Source organism: Enterobacter cloacae complex sp. HYC042_NIDB (assembly GCF_056673315.1).
The window spans coordinates 93722-109528 of record NZ_CP109650.1; the positions used below are offsets into that span (position 1 = coordinate 93722).

General features: G+C 54.2%; 15 protein-coding genes. 7 read left to right on the top strand and 8 right to left on the bottom strand.

Translation table 11 applies throughout. The features are described from left to right. Positions 1 to 129: 129 nt before the first annotated feature. Genes fdnG through fdhE form a run of 4 tightly spaced genes read left to right on the top strand, consistent with a single transcriptional unit; the run spans position 130 to position 5653 of the window. On the top strand, positions 130 to 3180 hold the full coding sequence (gene fdnG, locus OKF39_RS00445; RefSeq protein ID WP_100171272.1) for a formate dehydrogenase-N subunit alpha: 3051 nt from the start codon (positions 130 to 132) through the stop codon (positions 3178 to 3180). A 12-nt stretch (positions 3181 to 3192) separates the two neighbouring features. Then, positions 3193 to 4095: a formate dehydrogenase subunit beta gene (fdxH, locus tag OKF39_RS00450; RefSeq protein WP_003861960.1), complete on the top strand. Its 903-nt coding sequence runs from the start codon at positions 3193 to 3195 to the stop codon at positions 4093 to 4095. Continuing rightward, positions 4092 to 4727 carry a formate dehydrogenase cytochrome b556 subunit gene (gene fdoI, locus OKF39_RS00455; RefSeq protein ID WP_015569914.1) on the top strand — a complete coding sequence of 212 codons (636 nt, stop codon included), beginning with the start codon at positions 4092 to 4094 and terminating at the stop codon, positions 4725 to 4727. The genes fdxH and fdoI overlap by 4 nt, the downstream gene beginning before the upstream one ends. Then, positions 4724 to 5653 (top strand): formate dehydrogenase accessory protein FdhE, encoded by a 930-nt coding sequence (fdhE, locus tag OKF39_RS00460; RefSeq protein WP_479983392.1) that lies wholly within the window; start codon positions 4724 to 4726, stop codon positions 5651 to 5653. The genes fdoI and fdhE overlap by 4 nt, the downstream gene beginning before the upstream one ends. A gap of 38 nt (positions 5654 to 5691) precedes the next feature. Here fdhE and OKF39_RS00465 read toward each other — a convergent pair whose 3' ends face one another. Both OKF39_RS00465 and OKF39_RS00470 read right to left on the bottom strand, forming a co-directional pair. Next, the gene (locus OKF39_RS00465) at positions 5692 to 6063 is read right to left on the bottom strand and encodes a type II toxin-antitoxin system VapC family toxin (protein WP_077266491.1); all 372 of its coding nucleotides are present in this window, start codon (positions 6061 to 6063) and stop codon (positions 5692 to 5694) included. A 2-nt stretch (positions 6064 to 6065) separates the two neighbouring features. Further along, the gene (locus OKF39_RS00470; RefSeq protein WP_015569912.1) at positions 6066 to 6308 is read right to left on the bottom strand and encodes a ribbon-helix-helix domain-containing protein; all 243 of its coding nucleotides are present in this window, start codon (positions 6306 to 6308) and stop codon (positions 6066 to 6068) included. Positions 6309 to 6506: 198 nt separating this feature from the next. Between OKF39_RS00470 and OKF39_RS00475 the strand changes: the two genes are divergently transcribed. Then, positions 6507 to 7427 carry an alpha/beta hydrolase gene (locus tag OKF39_RS00475; protein WP_028014874.1) on the top strand — a complete coding sequence of 307 codons (921 nt, stop codon included), beginning with the start codon at positions 6507 to 6509 and terminating at the stop codon, positions 7425 to 7427. A gap of 8 nt (positions 7428 to 7435) precedes the next feature. On the opposite strand, the gene fabY is transcribed toward OKF39_RS00475, so the two are convergent. From fabY to OKF39_RS00505, 6 genes are all read right to left on the bottom strand, one after another. Then, positions 7436 to 8377, bottom strand: coding sequence for a fatty acid biosynthesis protein FabY (fabY, locus tag OKF39_RS00480; protein ID WP_028014875.1), 942 nt, complete (start codon positions 8375 to 8377; stop codon positions 7436 to 7438). Positions 8378 to 8421: 44 nt separating this feature from the next. Continuing rightward, positions 8422 to 8859, bottom strand: coding sequence for a D-aminoacyl-tRNA deacylase (gene dtd, locus OKF39_RS00485; RefSeq protein ID WP_008501836.1), 438 nt, complete (start codon positions 8857 to 8859; stop codon positions 8422 to 8424). After that, the gene (locus OKF39_RS00490) at positions 8856 to 9737 is read right to left on the bottom strand and encodes a virulence factor BrkB family protein (RefSeq protein ID WP_045260235.1); all 882 of its coding nucleotides are present in this window, start codon (positions 9735 to 9737) and stop codon (positions 8856 to 8858) included. Before OKF39_RS00490 ends, dtd begins: the two co-directional genes overlap by 4 nt. Beyond that, positions 9731 to 10330 (bottom strand): glucose-1-phosphatase, encoded by a 600-nt coding sequence (gene yihX, locus OKF39_RS00495; RefSeq protein ID WP_479983393.1) that lies wholly within the window; start codon positions 10328 to 10330, stop codon positions 9731 to 9733. Before yihX ends, OKF39_RS00490 begins: the two co-directional genes overlap by 7 nt. 87 nt (positions 10331 to 10417) lie before the next feature. Then, positions 10418 to 10888, bottom strand: a complete 471-nt coding sequence (locus OKF39_RS00500) for a hypothetical protein (protein WP_028014878.1) — start codon at positions 10886 to 10888, stop codon at positions 10418 to 10420. Beyond that, the gene (locus tag OKF39_RS00505) at positions 10885 to 11628 is read right to left on the bottom strand and encodes a winged helix-turn-helix domain-containing protein (RefSeq protein ID WP_136344168.1); all 744 of its coding nucleotides are present in this window, start codon (positions 11626 to 11628) and stop codon (positions 10885 to 10887) included. Before OKF39_RS00505 ends, OKF39_RS00500 begins: the two co-directional genes overlap by 4 nt. Positions 11629 to 12175: 547 nt before the next feature. Here OKF39_RS00505 and OKF39_RS00510 point away from each other — a divergent pair. Together OKF39_RS00510 and OKF39_RS00515 are read left to right on the top strand one after the other, a co-directional pair. After that, positions 12176 to 12793 carry a helix-turn-helix transcriptional regulator gene (locus tag OKF39_RS00510; protein WP_479983785.1) on the top strand — a complete coding sequence of 206 codons (618 nt, stop codon included), beginning with the start codon at positions 12176 to 12178 and terminating at the stop codon, positions 12791 to 12793. A gap of 71 nt (positions 12794 to 12864) precedes the next feature. Next, positions 12865 to 15795: an autotransporter outer membrane beta-barrel domain-containing protein gene (locus OKF39_RS00515; protein WP_479983394.1), complete on the top strand. Its 2931-nt coding sequence runs from the start codon at positions 12865 to 12867 to the stop codon at positions 15793 to 15795. Positions 15796 to 15807 lie beyond the last annotated feature (12 nt).

Sequence of the window (15807 nt, forward strand, 5' to 3'; positions counted from 1 at the left end):
ACATTGTGGTATTCTGATGATATCCCTCGGAGAAATGAGGGATTAACGCAAATTTTTCTCCTTTGCGGTCAATTCTCAACCGCGAAGTTAAAACTACATATATAAGCAATGTCGAACAAGGAGTGACCCATGCAGGTCAGCAGAAGGCAGTTCTTTAAGATCTGCGCTGGCGGTATGGCAGGCACCACGGCGGCGGCACTGGGCTTTGCGCCCGGCGTAGCGCTGGCGGAAACGCGGCAGTACAAACTGCTGCGCACCCGCGAAACCCGTAACACCTGTACGTACTGCTCCGTCGGCTGTGGGCTGTTGATGTATAGCCTCGGCGACGGTGCGAAAAACGCCAAAGCGTCTATTTTCCATATCGAAGGCGACCCGGACCATCCGGTCAACCGCGGCGCGCTGTGCCCGAAAGGGGCCGGTCTGGTGGACTTTATCCACTCCGAAAGCCGTCTGAAATTCCCGGAATATCGCGCACCTGGCTCCGATAAATGGCAGCAAATCAGCTGGGAAGAGGCGTTTGACCGCATCGCAAAACATATTAAAGAAGACCGCGATGCCAACTTTATTGAGAAGAACGCCGACGGCGTCACGGTCAACCGCTGGCTCTCCACCGGGATGCTGTGTGCTTCTGCCTCCAGCAACGAAACCGGCTATTTAACCCAGAAATTTACGCGCGCACTCGGTATGCTCGCGGTCGACAACCAGGCGCGTGTCTGACACGGACCAACGGTAGCAAGTCTTGCTCCAACATTTGGTCGCGGTGCGATGACCAACCACTGGGTCGACATCAAGAACGCCAACCTCATTGTGGTGATGGGCGGTAACGCCGCTGAAGCGCACCCTGTCGGGTTCCGCTGGGCGATGGAAGCCAAAATCCACAACGGTGCGAAACTGATTGTGATCGATCCCCGCTTTACGCGTACTGCGTCAGTGGCGGATTTCTACACCCCTATTCGTTCAGGTACTGACATCACTTTCCTGTCAGGCGTACTGCTGTACCTGATGACCAACGAAAAATATAACCGCGAGTACACCGAAGCCTATACCAACGCCAGCCTGATCGTGCGTGAGGATTACCACTTCGAAGATGGCCTGTTCAGCGGTTATGACGCGGAAAAACGCAAGTACGACAAAACCAGCTGGAACTACGAGCTGGATGAGAAAGGCTTTGCGAAGCGCGACACCACTCTTCAACACCCGCGCTGCGTATGGAACCTGCTGAAAGAGCATGTTTCCCGCTACACGCCGGACGTTGTTGAGAACATCTGCGGCACGCCGAAGGCGGACTTCCTGAAGGTCTGCGAGCTGATTGCGGAAACCAGCGCGAAGGACAAAACCGCGTCGTTCCTGTATGCACTCGGCTGGACGCAGCACTCCATCGGCGCCCAGAACATCCGTACCATGGCAATGGTGCAGCTGCTGCTCGGCAACATGGGGATGGCAGGCGGCGGCGTGAACGCCCTGCGCGGTCACTCTAACATCCAGGGTTTGACCGACCTCGGCCTGCTGTCTCAGAGCCTGACGGGTTACATGAACCTGCCGAGCGAGAAACAGACTGACCTGCAGACCTACCTGACGGCCAGCACGCCAAAACCGCTGCTCGAAGGCCAGGTGAACTACTGGGGCAACTATCCAAAGTTCTTCGTCTCGCTGATGAAAGCCTTCTACGGCGACAAAGCGACGGCGGAAAACAGCTGGGGCTTTGACTGGCTGCCGAAGTGGGACAAAGGTTACGACGTTCTCCAGTACTTCGAGATGATGCACCAGGGCCAGGTCAACGGCTATATCTGCCAGGGCTTTAACCCGGTGGCGTCGTTCCCGAACAAGAACAAGGTTGTTGAATCCCTCTCGAAGCTGAAGTTCCTGGTGACGATTGACCCGCTCAATACCGAGACCTCGACCTTCTGGCAGAACCACGGTGAGTCGAACGACGTCGATCCGTCGAAGATTCAGACCGAAGTGTTCCGCCTGCCGTCCACCTGCTTCGCGGAAGAGAACGGTTCTATCGTCAACTCCGGCCGCTGGCTGCAGTGGCACTGGAAAGGCGCGGACGCCCCGGGCATCGCCATGAACGACGGCGAGATCCTGGCCGGCATCTTCTTACGCTTGCGTAAGATGTATGCGGCAGAAGGCGGCGCGAACCCTGAGCCGGTGCTGAACATGACCTGGAACTACTCGACGCCGGAAAATCCTGCGCCGGAAGAAGTGGCCATGGAGAGCAACGGTAAGGCGCTGGCGGACGTTATCGACCCGGCCACCGGCGCGGTTCTGGCGAAGAAAGGCGACCAGCTCAGCACCTTCGCCCACCTGCGCGATGACGGTACCACCTCCAGCGGCTGCTGGATCTTTGCCGGTAGCTGGACGCCGAAAGGCAACCAGATGGCCAACCGCGACAACGCCGACCCGTCGGGCCTCGGCAATACGCTGGGCTGGGCATGGGCGTGGCCACTGAACCGCCGCATCCTCTATAACCGTGCCTCCGCTGACCCGCAGGGTAACCCGTGGGATCCGAAGCGTCAGCTGCTGAAGTGGGACGGCGCGAAATGGGGCGGCGTGGATATTCCGGACTACAGCACTGCCGCACCAGGCAGCGACGTTGGGCCGTTTATCATGCAGCCTGAAGGGATGGGCCGTCTATTTGCTATCGATAAGATGGCGGAAGGGCCGTTCCCGGAACATTACGAGCCGTTTGAGACGCCGCTGGGCACCAACCCGCTGCACCCGAACGTGGTCTCTAACCCGGCAGCGCGTATCTTCAAGGGCGACTTTGAAGCGCTGGGTAAAAAAGACAAGTTCCCGTACGTGGGCACCACTTACCGTCTGACCGAGCACTTCCACTACTGGACCAAGCACGCGCTGCTTAACGCCATCGCGCAGCCGGAACAGTTTGTGGAGATCGGCGAGAAGCTGGCGAACAAGCTCGGCATTGCCCATGGCGATACCGTGAAGGTCTCCTCTAACCGCGGCTACATCAAGGCCAAGGCGGTGGTGACCAAGCGTATTCGCACGCTGAACGTTCACGGTCAGCAGGTGGATACCATCGGCATCCCAATTCACTGGGGTTATGAGGGCGTGGCGAAGAAAGGGTTCATTGCGAACACCCTGACGCCGTTCGTCGGTGATGCGAACACGCAGACGCCGGAGTTTAAGGCCTTCCTCGTGAACGTGGAAAAGGTGTAACGGAGACGACTTATGGCTTATCAATCTCAAGACATTATCCGTCGTTCCGCGACTAACGGTTTCACGCCCGCGCCTCAGGCGCGGGACCACCAGCAGGAAGTGGCGAAGCTGATCGACGTGACCACCTGTATCGGCTGTAAAGCCTGTCAGGTGGCCTGCTCTGAGTGGAACGACATCCGTGACGAAGTGGGTCACAACGTCGGGGTGTACGACAACCCGGCAGACCTGACCGCCAAGTCCTGGACGGTAATGCGTTTCTCGGAAGTGGAGCAGAACGACAAACTGGAATGGCTTATCCGCAAAGACGGCTGTATGCACTGCGCGGATCCGGGCTGCCTGAAGGCGTGTCCGTCAGAAGGGGCTATCATTCAGTATGCCAACGGCATCGTCGACTTCCAGTCCGAGCAGTGCATTGGCTGCGGCTACTGCATCGCGGGCTGTCCGTTCGACGTGCCGCGCATGAACCCAGAAGACAACCGCGTCTACAAATGCACCCTGTGCGTTGACCGCGTTAACGTGGGCCAGGAGCCTGCATGCGTGAAGACCTGCCCAACCGGCGCTATCCACTTTGGCTCCAAAGAGGATATGAAAACGCTGGCGGCAGAGCGCGTGGGCGAGTTGAAAACCCGTGGTTACGACAACGCGGGCCTGTACGATCCGGCAGGGGTTGGCGGTACGCACGTGATGTACGTGCTGCACCACGCCGACAAGCCGAACCTGTATCACGGCCTGCCGGAGAACCCGGAAATCAGCGCCACCGTGAAGTTCTGGAAAGGCATCTGGAAACCGCTGGCCGCGGTGGGCTTTGCTGCCACCTTCGCAGCGAGCATCTTCCACTACGTCGGCGTTGGTCCGAACCGTGCGGAAGAGGAAGACGACAACCTGCATGAAGAGAAAGACGAGGTGCGCAAATGAGAAAACGTGACACCATCGTGCGCTACACCGCGCCGGAACGCATCAACCACTGGGTCACCGCCTTCTGCTTCATGCTGGCGGCGATAAGCGGGCTGGGGTTCTTCTTCCCCTCCTTCAACTGGCTGATGCAGATCCTGGGCACGCCGCAGCTGGCGCGCATCCTTCACCCGTTCGTGGGTGTGGTGATGTTTGCCTCGTTTATCATCATGTTTTTCCGTTACTGGCACCATAACCTAATCAATCGGGATGATATCTTTTGGGCGAAGAATATTCGTAAGATCGTCGTCAACGAGGAAGTGGGTGATACCGGGCGTTATAACTTCGGCCAGAAATGCGTATTCTGGGCGGCGATTATCTTCCTGGTCCTGTTGCTGGTGAGCGGCGTGATCATCTGGCGTCCGTACTTTGCGCCTGCTTTCTCAATCCCGGTGATCCGATTTGCGCTAATGCTGCATTCATTTGCCGCAGTGGCGTTAATTGTGGTTATCATGGTGCATATTTACGCCGCCCTCTGGGTGAAAGGCACCATTACCGCGATGGTGGAAGGATGGGTAACCAAAACGTGGGCGAAGAAACATCACCCGCGCTGGTACCGTGAAGTCCGCCAGAAACAGGAAAAGTCATCTGAATGAGTATTCGCATAATCCCGCAAGATGAGCTGGGGTCGAGCGAGAAACGTACGGCGGAGTATATTCCGCCGTTGTTATTCCCCAGACTCAAGAACCTCTACAACCGCCGCGCAGAGCGTCTGCGCGAGCTGGCAGAGAACAACCCGCTGGGCGATTTTCTGCGTTTTGCCGCGCTGGTCGCCCATGCACAGGAGGTGGTGCTGTACGACCACCCGCTGCAAATGGACCTGGCCGCGCGCATCAAAGAAGCTAACGAGCAGGGCAAACCGCCGCTGGATATTCACGTCCTGCCGCGCGACAAGCACTGGCATAAGCTGCTTCATTCGCTGATTGCCGAGCTGAAGCCGGAGATGAGCGGCACCGCGCTGGCGGTCATCGAGAATCTGGAAAAAGCCTCTGACCTGGAGCTGGAAGAGATGGCGAGCGCGCTGTTTGCCTCCGACTTCTCGCTGGTCAGCAGCGATAAAGCGCCGTTTATCTGGGCCGCGCTGTCGCTCTACTGGGCGCAAATGGCGAGCCTGATCCCGGGCAAAGCCCGCGCCGAATACGGCGAAGCGCGCCAGTTCTGCCCGGTGTGCGGCTCAATGCCGGTCTCCAGCATGGTGCAGATTGGGACCACGCAGGGGCTGCGCTACCTGCACTGCAACCTGTGTGAAACCGAGTGGCACGTGGTGCGCGTGAAGTGCAGCAACTGCGAGCAGACTCGCGATCTCAACTACTGGTCGCTGGAAAATGAAGACGCGGCGGTGAAAGCCGAAAGCTGCGGCGACTGCGGAACCTACCTGAAGATCCTGTATCAGGAAAAAGACCCGAAAGTCGAAGCGGTGGCCGACGATCTCGCCTCGCTAATTCTGGATGCGAAGATGGAGCAGGAGGGCTTTGCCCGCAGCTCGATCAACCCGTTCCTGTTCCCGGGTGAAGGGGAGTAATCTCCGTGAGAGTGCCGGGCGGCGCGAGCTTGCCCGGCCTACACTTGGTAAGGCGTAAGGACCTCGTCAATACCCGCAAAATCTTTCGTGTTGCGAGAAATCAACGGACATTTTCTGCTCTGCGCTGTAGCCAGGATGATAGCATCAGGCAGTTTCATTCCATGCTTCTCACGTAGTAAAACGCTTCTTTCCGCGATATCCCGAGACACATCAATAATTTCAAAAGCGCCCATCACGGCTGCCGTTTTCGCTTCATGACCATGCCTGCGAGCGCCCACCATCACTTCCATCCAGGTAATTAAGCTGATGGCACGATGCGACGCGGTATGCTCAATCGCATCCGCAGCTTCAACACGGTTGTTGAAGAGATCAATGAGAATATTGGTATCAAACACTGCCATGTGCTCCATGATTACCACTCCTCACGCAGCTTGCGTTCATACTCAAGCCCGTCCTCTTTTCTGTCTCCCCACAGACCAAGCGCATTTCGGATAACAGAAGAACTCTGCTGGTCGAGATACAGCTCAATCGCTTCGCGAAGCAGTTCAGCACGTGGTTGATTTCGCAATTGCTTGAGGTTATCCAAACGTTGAATCACGTCATCAGACAAATCGATAAGTATTCTGCCCATATCAAGTTCCGCCAAAACGCTCATATATCACCTTAGTATATCATCATTGGTTAATTTTCAGGCAAAATACTCTTTATCAATTTAGGGTGAAAGGACGTTTTTTAGGGAATGATCGATTTTGCGAGCCGTTTTCCACAATATGCACCTCTCAACATTTCTCTGTTTTCATCTGCTGTAAACCAGGCTATAAACTGTATAAACACACAGTAAAAGGACGTAACCATGGCTCTGGAGAAGGGTATTGATAAGCTGGTACAGGAGTTTATTGCCGCAGGACGACCTTCCTCGCGAAAGCAGAGTATTGATGACCGGAGAAGCGGATATGTCGCCAGCACAGCGCTGGCCGGGGAAAAAGAAACTCGTGTCCAGGTTGAAACGCTTGTTCTTGAGGATTTGACCTTTCGGGTATTTTCGCCTGTCAATGCCCCTGAAACGTTACCTTGTGCCCTCTACTATCATGGCGGTTGTTTTGTCAGCGGTGGGTTTGAAACCCATGATAATCAGCTTCGCCAACTGGCGTTTTACGGTAACTGTCGGGTCATTGCGGTTCAGTACAGACTCGCACCCGAGCATACCTTCCCGGCTGCGCATGACGATGCAGAGAGAGCGGCAGATCTTGTCTGGCAAAATGCAGAACAATTAGGTGTGGATAAAAACCGGATTACACTTTGTGGAGACAGCGCGGGAGGCCATCTTGCGCTGGTAACGTCCTTGCGGCTTAAGGCCAAAGGTCTCTGGGATCCCGCGCAGCTCATTCTTATCTACCCCATGCTCGACGCTACGGCCAGTTTTGAAAGCTATACCCTCAATGGCATGGATTACGTGATTACTCGCGATACCCTTTTGAGCGGCTATGAAATGTATCTGGCTGGAGCCGACCGTCAGCATCCTGAAGTCAGCCCACTGTGGCGCAACGACTTTAGCGGTCTGCCAAAGGTCCACATTGTTACCGCTGAGTATGATCCGTTACGCGACGAAGGCGAGGCGCTTTGTCAGCGCCTCACGGAGCAAGGCGTGAAGTGTACCGCTCAACGATGGCGGGGTGTAATACACGGCTTCTTTCAGTTGAGTGGAATTAGCCAGTCAGCGCGAGACGTTATGCGAGATATTGCCTGGCGCATTAACCATGCCGGGCGAGAGTGAGAAGGAGACTACTCCTCCTCGTTCCCGCCCTCTTCATAAGCGCCATACGGCTTCGCAGGAAGAACGATATAGGTGCCTTCAAACACCGCGCCCGGCGTTTCATCGCCGAACAGCTCAACCTGCATCTGCACGCGCGCTTTGCGGCCACGTGCCAGACGATCAAGATCGCCGCCCAGCGCGCCAAGGTCCGCCACCGCGCTCGGCTTGCCGCTGATAGGCGCACTGTAGCGGATGTGGGCATCGGCCAGAATAATGGTGCCGCCAAGATGCCGCTCGCGCAGCATTAGCCAGATCAGCCCCCAGCCGGTGAGCGTCGCCAGGGAAAACAGGCTGCCGGCAAACAGGGTGTGGTGAGGGTTCTGATTGCCGGTTTCCGGCATGGTGGTAATGAATTTTTGCCCGGTGTACTGCTGAATGCGCACGCCCATCTTTTCACTCAGAGGGATGTGTTCATACCAGGCCTGCTGCAGCTGCCCGCACCAGTCCGCGCGATGAAGAATATCGTCCAGCGTGGCGATGGGTTTGATCATCAAAAAGTGGCGAATCGGCGTGGTTTGCGGAGCGGTGATTTCCCCCTGATTAACAAAACCGAGTTTGGCAAAAAACTCCACGGCATCTTCCCGGGCGCTACAGGTGACGCGCTTAACGCCTTCCTGACGGGCGACGGACTCCAGCGTCATCGCCATTAGCGTCCCCAGCCCTTTATCCTGCACGGAAGGGTGAACCGCCATAAAACGAATCGACGCTTCGTTATCAGCGTTGATATACAGTCGCCCGACGGCGACGAGGTTACCCTCTTCGTCCATCACCATCTGATGATGGGCCATCGCATCCCAGGCGTCGCGTTCAGATCCTTTTGGCTGATGCAGTGGCTTGCGCAGCATTTCCCAGCGGAACTGGTAATACGCTTCTAACTCTTCTTCCGTTTGCGGTACTCGAAGGTGATACATAGCTGTACTCTCTCTTGTTACCCGCGGCCACGCCGCCAGTTGGCTCATACCTGGAGCCAGAATGTGACGGGGCCATCGTTCACCAGCGAGACCTGCATATCTGCAGCGAATCGTCCGGTTTGCGTATTCATTTCCTGTTGGCGACAACGCTCAACAAAGTATTCGTAAAGTGCTTCTGCACGATCCGGCGCCGCGCCTTTAGAGAAACTCGGGCGCATGCCGCGCTCGGTATCCGCTGCCAGCGTAAACTGGGAAACCACCAGCACGCTGCCGCCCGCCTGCTGGACGTTCAGATTCATCTTGCCTTCCGCATCGCTGAATATGCGGTAGCCCAGCACGCGCTCGCATAAGCGGTTCGCTTTTTGTTCGTCATCATCCTTTTCGACACCTAACAACACCAAAAGTCCTGGGCCAATTTCACCCGTCACCTCTCCCTCCACGGTGACGCTGGCACGGGTTACGCGCTGTATCAATGCAATCATGGTTGGTCTGCTTCTAATTGTTTTTCAGCTTCTGCTGCTTTTTTAAGTTCGCGGTATACGCCGAGAGTGACAGTTATTTCGGCACCAAGCAAGACGATACACCAGGTCCAGTAAACCCAGACAAATAAAATGGGGATCACCGCCAGCACGCCGTAAATCAGCTGATAAGACGGGAACATGGTGATGTAAAGGGCAAACCCTTTTTTACCCAGTTCAAAAAGCACTGCCGCCACCAGCGCCCCAACTACCGCATCGCGGTTAGGCACGCGCGTGGTCGGTACAACGCTATAGAGCAGCCAGAACGAGAGCCAGGACAGGATCAGCGGAAAAATACGCAGCACGTTATCAATCACGCTGTTTAAATCACTCGCCCAGCGCAAGGAGAGAAGATACGAACTGATTGCCAGACTCGCCCCAGCCAGCAACGGCCCCAGCGTTAAAATCATCCAGTAGACGGCAAAGGAATAGACCTTAGGACGGATTTTTTTGCTTCGCCAGATGGTGTTAAGCGCGCTGTCGATAGAGTACATCAGCAGCAGCGCGGTGACGATAAGGCCGCACGCCCCCACTGCCGTCATCTTGCTGGAGTTGGCAACAAACTGCTCGATGTAGTTCTGGATAACATCCCCGGTGGCCGGGATGAAGTTCGCGAAGACGAAATGGCGAAGCTGCAGGCTAACGTCCGCGAACATCGGGAAAGCGGAAAAGAGCGCAAAGATAACCGCCACCAGCGGCACTAATGAGAGCAACGACACGTAGGCGAGGTTACCCGCCAGCGTGGTCATGTTGTCCTCATCAATGCGGTGCCAGAGCAACTTCAGCCAGGCCCTCAGCGGGCGAGTATGATGCGTGGCTTTTTGATGAACGGTTTTTAGCATAACTGCTTCGCAAAGTAGTTCGGTATCGTCTCTTTTCCGGTCACCAGAATTGACGTGATACCCAACTGGTTAGCTCCCTCTATATTATCGGCGTTGTCATCGAAAAAGACCGCATCGGCCGCGGTGAATCCCTCTGCCTGCAAAACAGCCTGATAAATTCGCGCTTCAGGCTTACGCATACCCATCTCTTGGGAAAGATAGATCTTATCTGCCGCCGCCTTAACTTCGGGGTATTCCTCTGGCCAGAAGGTCGTGTGCAGACGGTTGGTGTTAGACAGCACGACCACCCGGTGCCCCTGCTCGCGCAGTTTGTGCATAATGTCGATCACTTCCGGACGGATCGCGATGAATACCGCCTGCCAGCCGTGAGAAAATTGTTCATAGCTTAACGAAAGCCCCATCTCCTGGCAGAAGCGTTCAGCAAACTCTTCATCGCTAATCTCGCCGCGTTCATGCTGATGGAAGGTCTCACCCATCGCGAAATCCTGCTTTAACGTCGCCAGCGGCACACGGCTAAAGTCGCTCCAGGCACCCAGCACCCGGTTAAAATCGATATCGACGATTACGTTTCCTAAGTCAAAGATATAAAGCATGTTTATCTCCTTTCGCCGTGGAGAGATAACTGTAGCGGGAATCACGAGATTTGACTATGCGTGCCGTCTAAGGTGTGCGATTGATTTTTACGGCGCGTTTTTACGGCAGTACAGCGAAGGGACGTTTGACGCGGCAAAAAGCCACGCTCCACGGTACTCATCAATCATCAGGCTCAGATCTCTTCCCGGCGTGCGATAAAAACCCGGTAGCGTTGCATTGATATCAGCCTCATCCGCACTATCGGCGAAGGTTTTAACAATACGATCGTTATTTAATACGCGCGCGTTCTGGTGATCGCTGTAGTGGAAATAGATGGTGCGGTTGACTTCAGAAACCACGTGACCAAACAGTTTACCGTTAATGACAGCGGTCCCTTCCCGATGCTGCATTCGCCATGAAACCGTTCCTACAAATCGGTTTTTACCAATCGTCCACTCCACATCACCTGTACAGCGTATCGGCGCACTCGAAAAATGCGAATACGCTAACCAGCCGCTGGTAATAGCAGCCCCCAGCAACGCCGCCAGCAAAATAATACGATTCCCGAGTGTCATCATTGCTCATGCGCCCAAAAATAATGCGTGGTACATAACGCTGCCGCGTCATGTCGCGCATCGTTATTACAGACAAACGCCGCGATTCGCTCCGTTTTACTATAGCCGATGAGAAAAACGTATCGGTTTCCGGCACACAGGCTGGGATAATTTTTTAACAAGCGAAGGTAATGGTCCTGCATATGTTCATTAGGTGCATAAAAGAGTTGGCAGGCGTTGGTCGTGCTGCCCATTGAAAGTGGAATGTAGTGACTAAACGGCATGTTCTGGTGATGTTTATATAATATGACCCCGTTAATAAGCGCGATCAGAAAAAGCGCAGCGGTGGCTATTATTAACCACGCCGGCTTCTTCATCGCGGTGCCTTCGGCTATTGCCGCGTCTTCACTGGCAATTACCGGCTCGGCGGTTGGGGTAAATACTTCAACCTGGGTGGCTTCGGAAAGCGTCAACCCGCGACGCGAAATCGTTTTTACCGTATCGCGCGGTAACCCCACCTCAGCCAGCGCATTGCGCAATGTCAAAATGGCCTGGTAAAAGGTATTCGGTGTGGTGACATCGTTACGCTCACCCCATCCCACCACCATTAACTGATTTTGCGAAATTATTTCGCCAGGATGGGTAACGAGATAAAGAAAGCAGAGATTGGCAGGAAGCTGCAAATGTATCGTGCGCCCGGTAATATGATTCGCCAGGGTTTTGTTTTCCGGGTCATACTCGACCAGCTTGTTAATAAGATACAATTTTACTTTCCTCTGCAATAACAATATTTAACCCCGCAAACCCAAAAAACATACGTATATTTAACAACAGTATAGGTCAGAAGGATTAGAGCGCGACAGACCCGTACCTAAGATTAGAAACATCGCATTATTTTTCAATTGATTACAAGTCAGTTTTCTTAGGTGAGCCTCAGCTAAAAGGACATAATGAGATTTCATTACACTTCACCAGGTCAAATAATTATATTGAGCCACACGTTGAGAAAAGACTGACGTTCAGGCAGATCGAGGTGACGAATCTTTAGCTATTAGTGCTATTTCGTCAATTTCCTTCCGGGGTTGTTTTTGCCGAATAATCTTAATGGATTGATGAATATTCCTGGGTAAGGTCTGGCAATCAATGTTCTGTCGCTATGTCTGCGGCCTGCAAGAATAGAGACAGCCAGGAATTTATTTTCTCTGGCATTATTTCTCATAAATACGACAGAAACGCTGGATATGTTTCAAGATTGACACATTTGAAAGGCAGTGAAATATTGATAATGAAAATAAGACAGGAGTGGACTGGATGATAACATCGTCGCGAAAGGTTGTCCGCTGTATAAGCTGCGAATTGTCCTGTCAGTTATTTCCGGATAACACGGTGCGTTCACAATACTGTGGCAGCGCCTCCTTCGCAGTTTGGCCGGTGGGAAATCATTTCCTGCAACTTGCAGTAGAAAATAAAATATTGTCTGGGAACAAGAATCATTTATTACGCGGATTTATTTTTGTAGATTTTTCGATGTATAACCTGCGCCTGCTTGTCGATCCGCAATGGATTGAACATCTGGCGATGACCAACATGCACATCGTGCTTATCGCGGACCGTAAACTGGAGGCGTTGGCTCACTACTTTTTCGCTCACCACAGTGAAATAAAGGGAATTTTTTATTCAGATGACGATGACGCTATATTGCAGGAAAAAATTAACCATCTTTTTTCCGGCAGGCGAGTGAGCAGCAGGCGTGGTAATACCCTGAACACTGTTGAATTCACTTTACTTAACAGACTTATTTCAGGGGTGTGTCTCCGGGAGATAATAAAAACAACCAGCGTTGATGTGAAAAAAATTTACGTTCATAAAATACGATTAGAGAGGAAGTTAGGTACCAGCATTCATAAAATTCTCGTTTCTATTTTGTAATTTCAACTTCTTAACATACCCACATTTAATGGTGTGGAGGATGTTTTACGCCTGAAAGAAAGGGGGCAGTTATGCCATATTTATTGAAACATTCACCTGTCGCCGTTGCGATTTCGCTGGCACTATCGTCAGCGCTATTTACCGCGAATGCTGCAGTTATCGATTTTGCTAATTTACCAGCCACCGGAGCAGTAACGGATTTGCCTGCGGAAATACAGGCGCTGATTCCTGCAACGGCAAACGCGAACTTTAGCAAAAATACCAGCGATCCTAACTATGTCTACCAGTACAGCCCGGGCAATATTCCAGTCTACGGGGATGGGATCACTCTCGAAGGGCCGGGGGCGGAAGCCTTTGAGCACTCCGTGACCGTTATTCAGAACTCCACGTCCGGCAGCCCGGGGGTGATATTTGGTGACGACCTGACTATTCGTACCCAGTCAAAAGTGGCTGCCAATAACGGTAAAGATGTCGACGGTATTCGTACCCACGGTATGAACACGCCGAATAACCCGGTGTTTATCATTACCGGCGACCGCACCCACATTTACGTTAATGGCCAAAGCGGCGATGGCATCAATGCCGGGTACAGCTCCTTCAGCCAGGGTTCTCTCGGCTCCGCCAATATTTATGTGGGTGACGATCTCTATATCGAAACCACTGGCAGTACCGGTCGCGGTATTAGCGCCTATGCACTGAATGATGCCTCGAAGGCCAAAAATAACATTGTTGTCGGCGATCGTGCGCATATTGTGACGCGGGGTACCTACGCCGAGGGGATTCGTACCAACCAGAGCGGCTCATCCGTCCGTCTGGGGGATGAGGCCACCATCGAAACGTATGGCACTTCGGCCTACGGCCTGTATGCGGGTTCTGCCTCCAGAATCGAGCTGGGAAAAAAAGCGACCATTACCACCGACGCAGCCAATGCCTCCGGCGTGTACTCTACCGGCTCGTCAACCATCACCCTTGATGAAGGCGCGACCATCACCACCAACGGTGCCAGCGCGCATGGCATCTACGCTTATACAGCAGCGGTAAATGTGGGAGATAACATCACCATTGCGGTCAACAGCAGCGAGAAAACCAGCAGCTCCGCCCAGGCGCCGCACGGGATGTATGCCTGGTCACGCGGCGTGATAACGCTCGACGGTGGGGCAACCATTACCACCGCAGGCCAGCGCGACCAGGGTAGCTATGCCCTGAACGCCAGCAATGGCGGAATTATTGATGCCTCTGCAGGCGGAAAATTCCTCCTTAACGGCGATATCCTCGCCGCAGGTGGCGTCGCGGCCAACAGTACCCTTCCGGCACAAAACAGTACCATTACGCTGACAATGGGTAACAGCTCGCTGTGGAACGGAGCATCGTACATAGAAAGCAACGCTGCCGGGACCGGTACTCTTGCGCTTACGATGAATGATGCCGTCTGGAATATGCGCGACAGCTCAACGCTGACCAGCCTGACCCTGAACGCGGGCGGCACGATAAATTTCCAGCATGCTGAGGACGCGGCCTGGCAAACCCTGACCATCAACGAGGATTACACAGGCAACGGCGGTAAGCTGGTTTTCAATACCGTGCTGTCTGACGATACCTCTGAAACTGACAGGCTGATTGTTGAAGGAAACACATCCGGTCGTACCGCGGTTGACGTAAACAACATTGGTGGTGCAGGCGCACAAACCGTTGAAGGGATTGAAATAGTCAGCGTTGGCGGCAACTCGGAGGGAACGTTTGAGAAGGCCAGCCGTATCGTAGCGGGGGGTTATGACTATAACGTTGTGCAGAAAGGTAAGAACTGGTTTCTGACCAGCCTGGCTGAACCCGTTGACCCACCGATCGACCCGGTAGATCCTCCTGTTGACCCGGTAGATCCCCCTGTTGACCCCGTCGACCCGCCTGTTGACCCGGTGGATCCACCTGTTGACCCTGTCGACCCGCCTGTCGTCCCGGTAGATCCGCCCGTCGACCCGGTGATTCCGCCGCAAGAACCGGTACCGCCACCTGCGCCGCCGAAAAGCGAGCATCAGTATCGCCCAGAATTTGGCAGCTATCAGGCAAACAGCTATGCGGCAAATACGCTGTTTATGACCCGCCTGCACGATCGTCTGGGTGAAACGCAGTACACCGACATGCTCACCGGCGAGCAAAAAGTGACGAGCCTTTGGATGCGAAATGTCGGCGGGCATGCGCGTTTCAACGACGGCAGCGGCCAGCTAAAAACGACAGCCAACCGTTACGTGCTGCAGTTGGGTGGCGATATCGCCCAATGGAGCACAGATGGCCTGGACCGCTGGCATCTTGGCCTGATGGCGGGCTACGGTAACAGCCAAAGCCGGAGCGCCTCCAGCCTGACCGGATACCACTCACGTGGCGAAGTGAATGGCTATAGCGTAGGTCTGTACGGTACCTGGTACGCAAACGAAGCCGATAACAGCGGCACCTACGTTGATAGCTGGGTGCTGTATAACTGGTTTGACAATAAGGTGATGGGGCAGGACCAGGCGACCGAGCGTTATCGCTCCAGCGGCATAACCGCCTCTGTCGAAGCGGGCTATAGCGTTAAGGTGGGTGAAAGCGGCCGCAACAGCTACTGGATCCAGCCGAAGGCGCAGGCCGTTTGGATGGACGTGCAGGCTGACGACCATCGCGAGCGTAACGGCACGCGGGTGAAAGACGAAACCCAGGGCAACCTGATGACGCGTCTCGGCGTGAAGGCCTATATCAGCGGACATAACGCGATGGATGACGCTAAATCACGCACCTTCCAGCCGTTTATTGAAGCGAACTGGATCCACAATACCCAGACCACGCGTATCCGCATGGATGACGTCAGCAATGAGATGCGCGGTACGCGCAATATTGGTGAGTTAAAGACGGGCGTAGAGGGGCAGATTACCCCGCAGCTTAGCGTCTGGGGCAATGTGGCACAGCAGATTGGCGATAAAGGCTACAGCGATACGCAGGGAATGCTGGGGGTAAAATACAGCTTCAAATAACAAAAAAGCCGC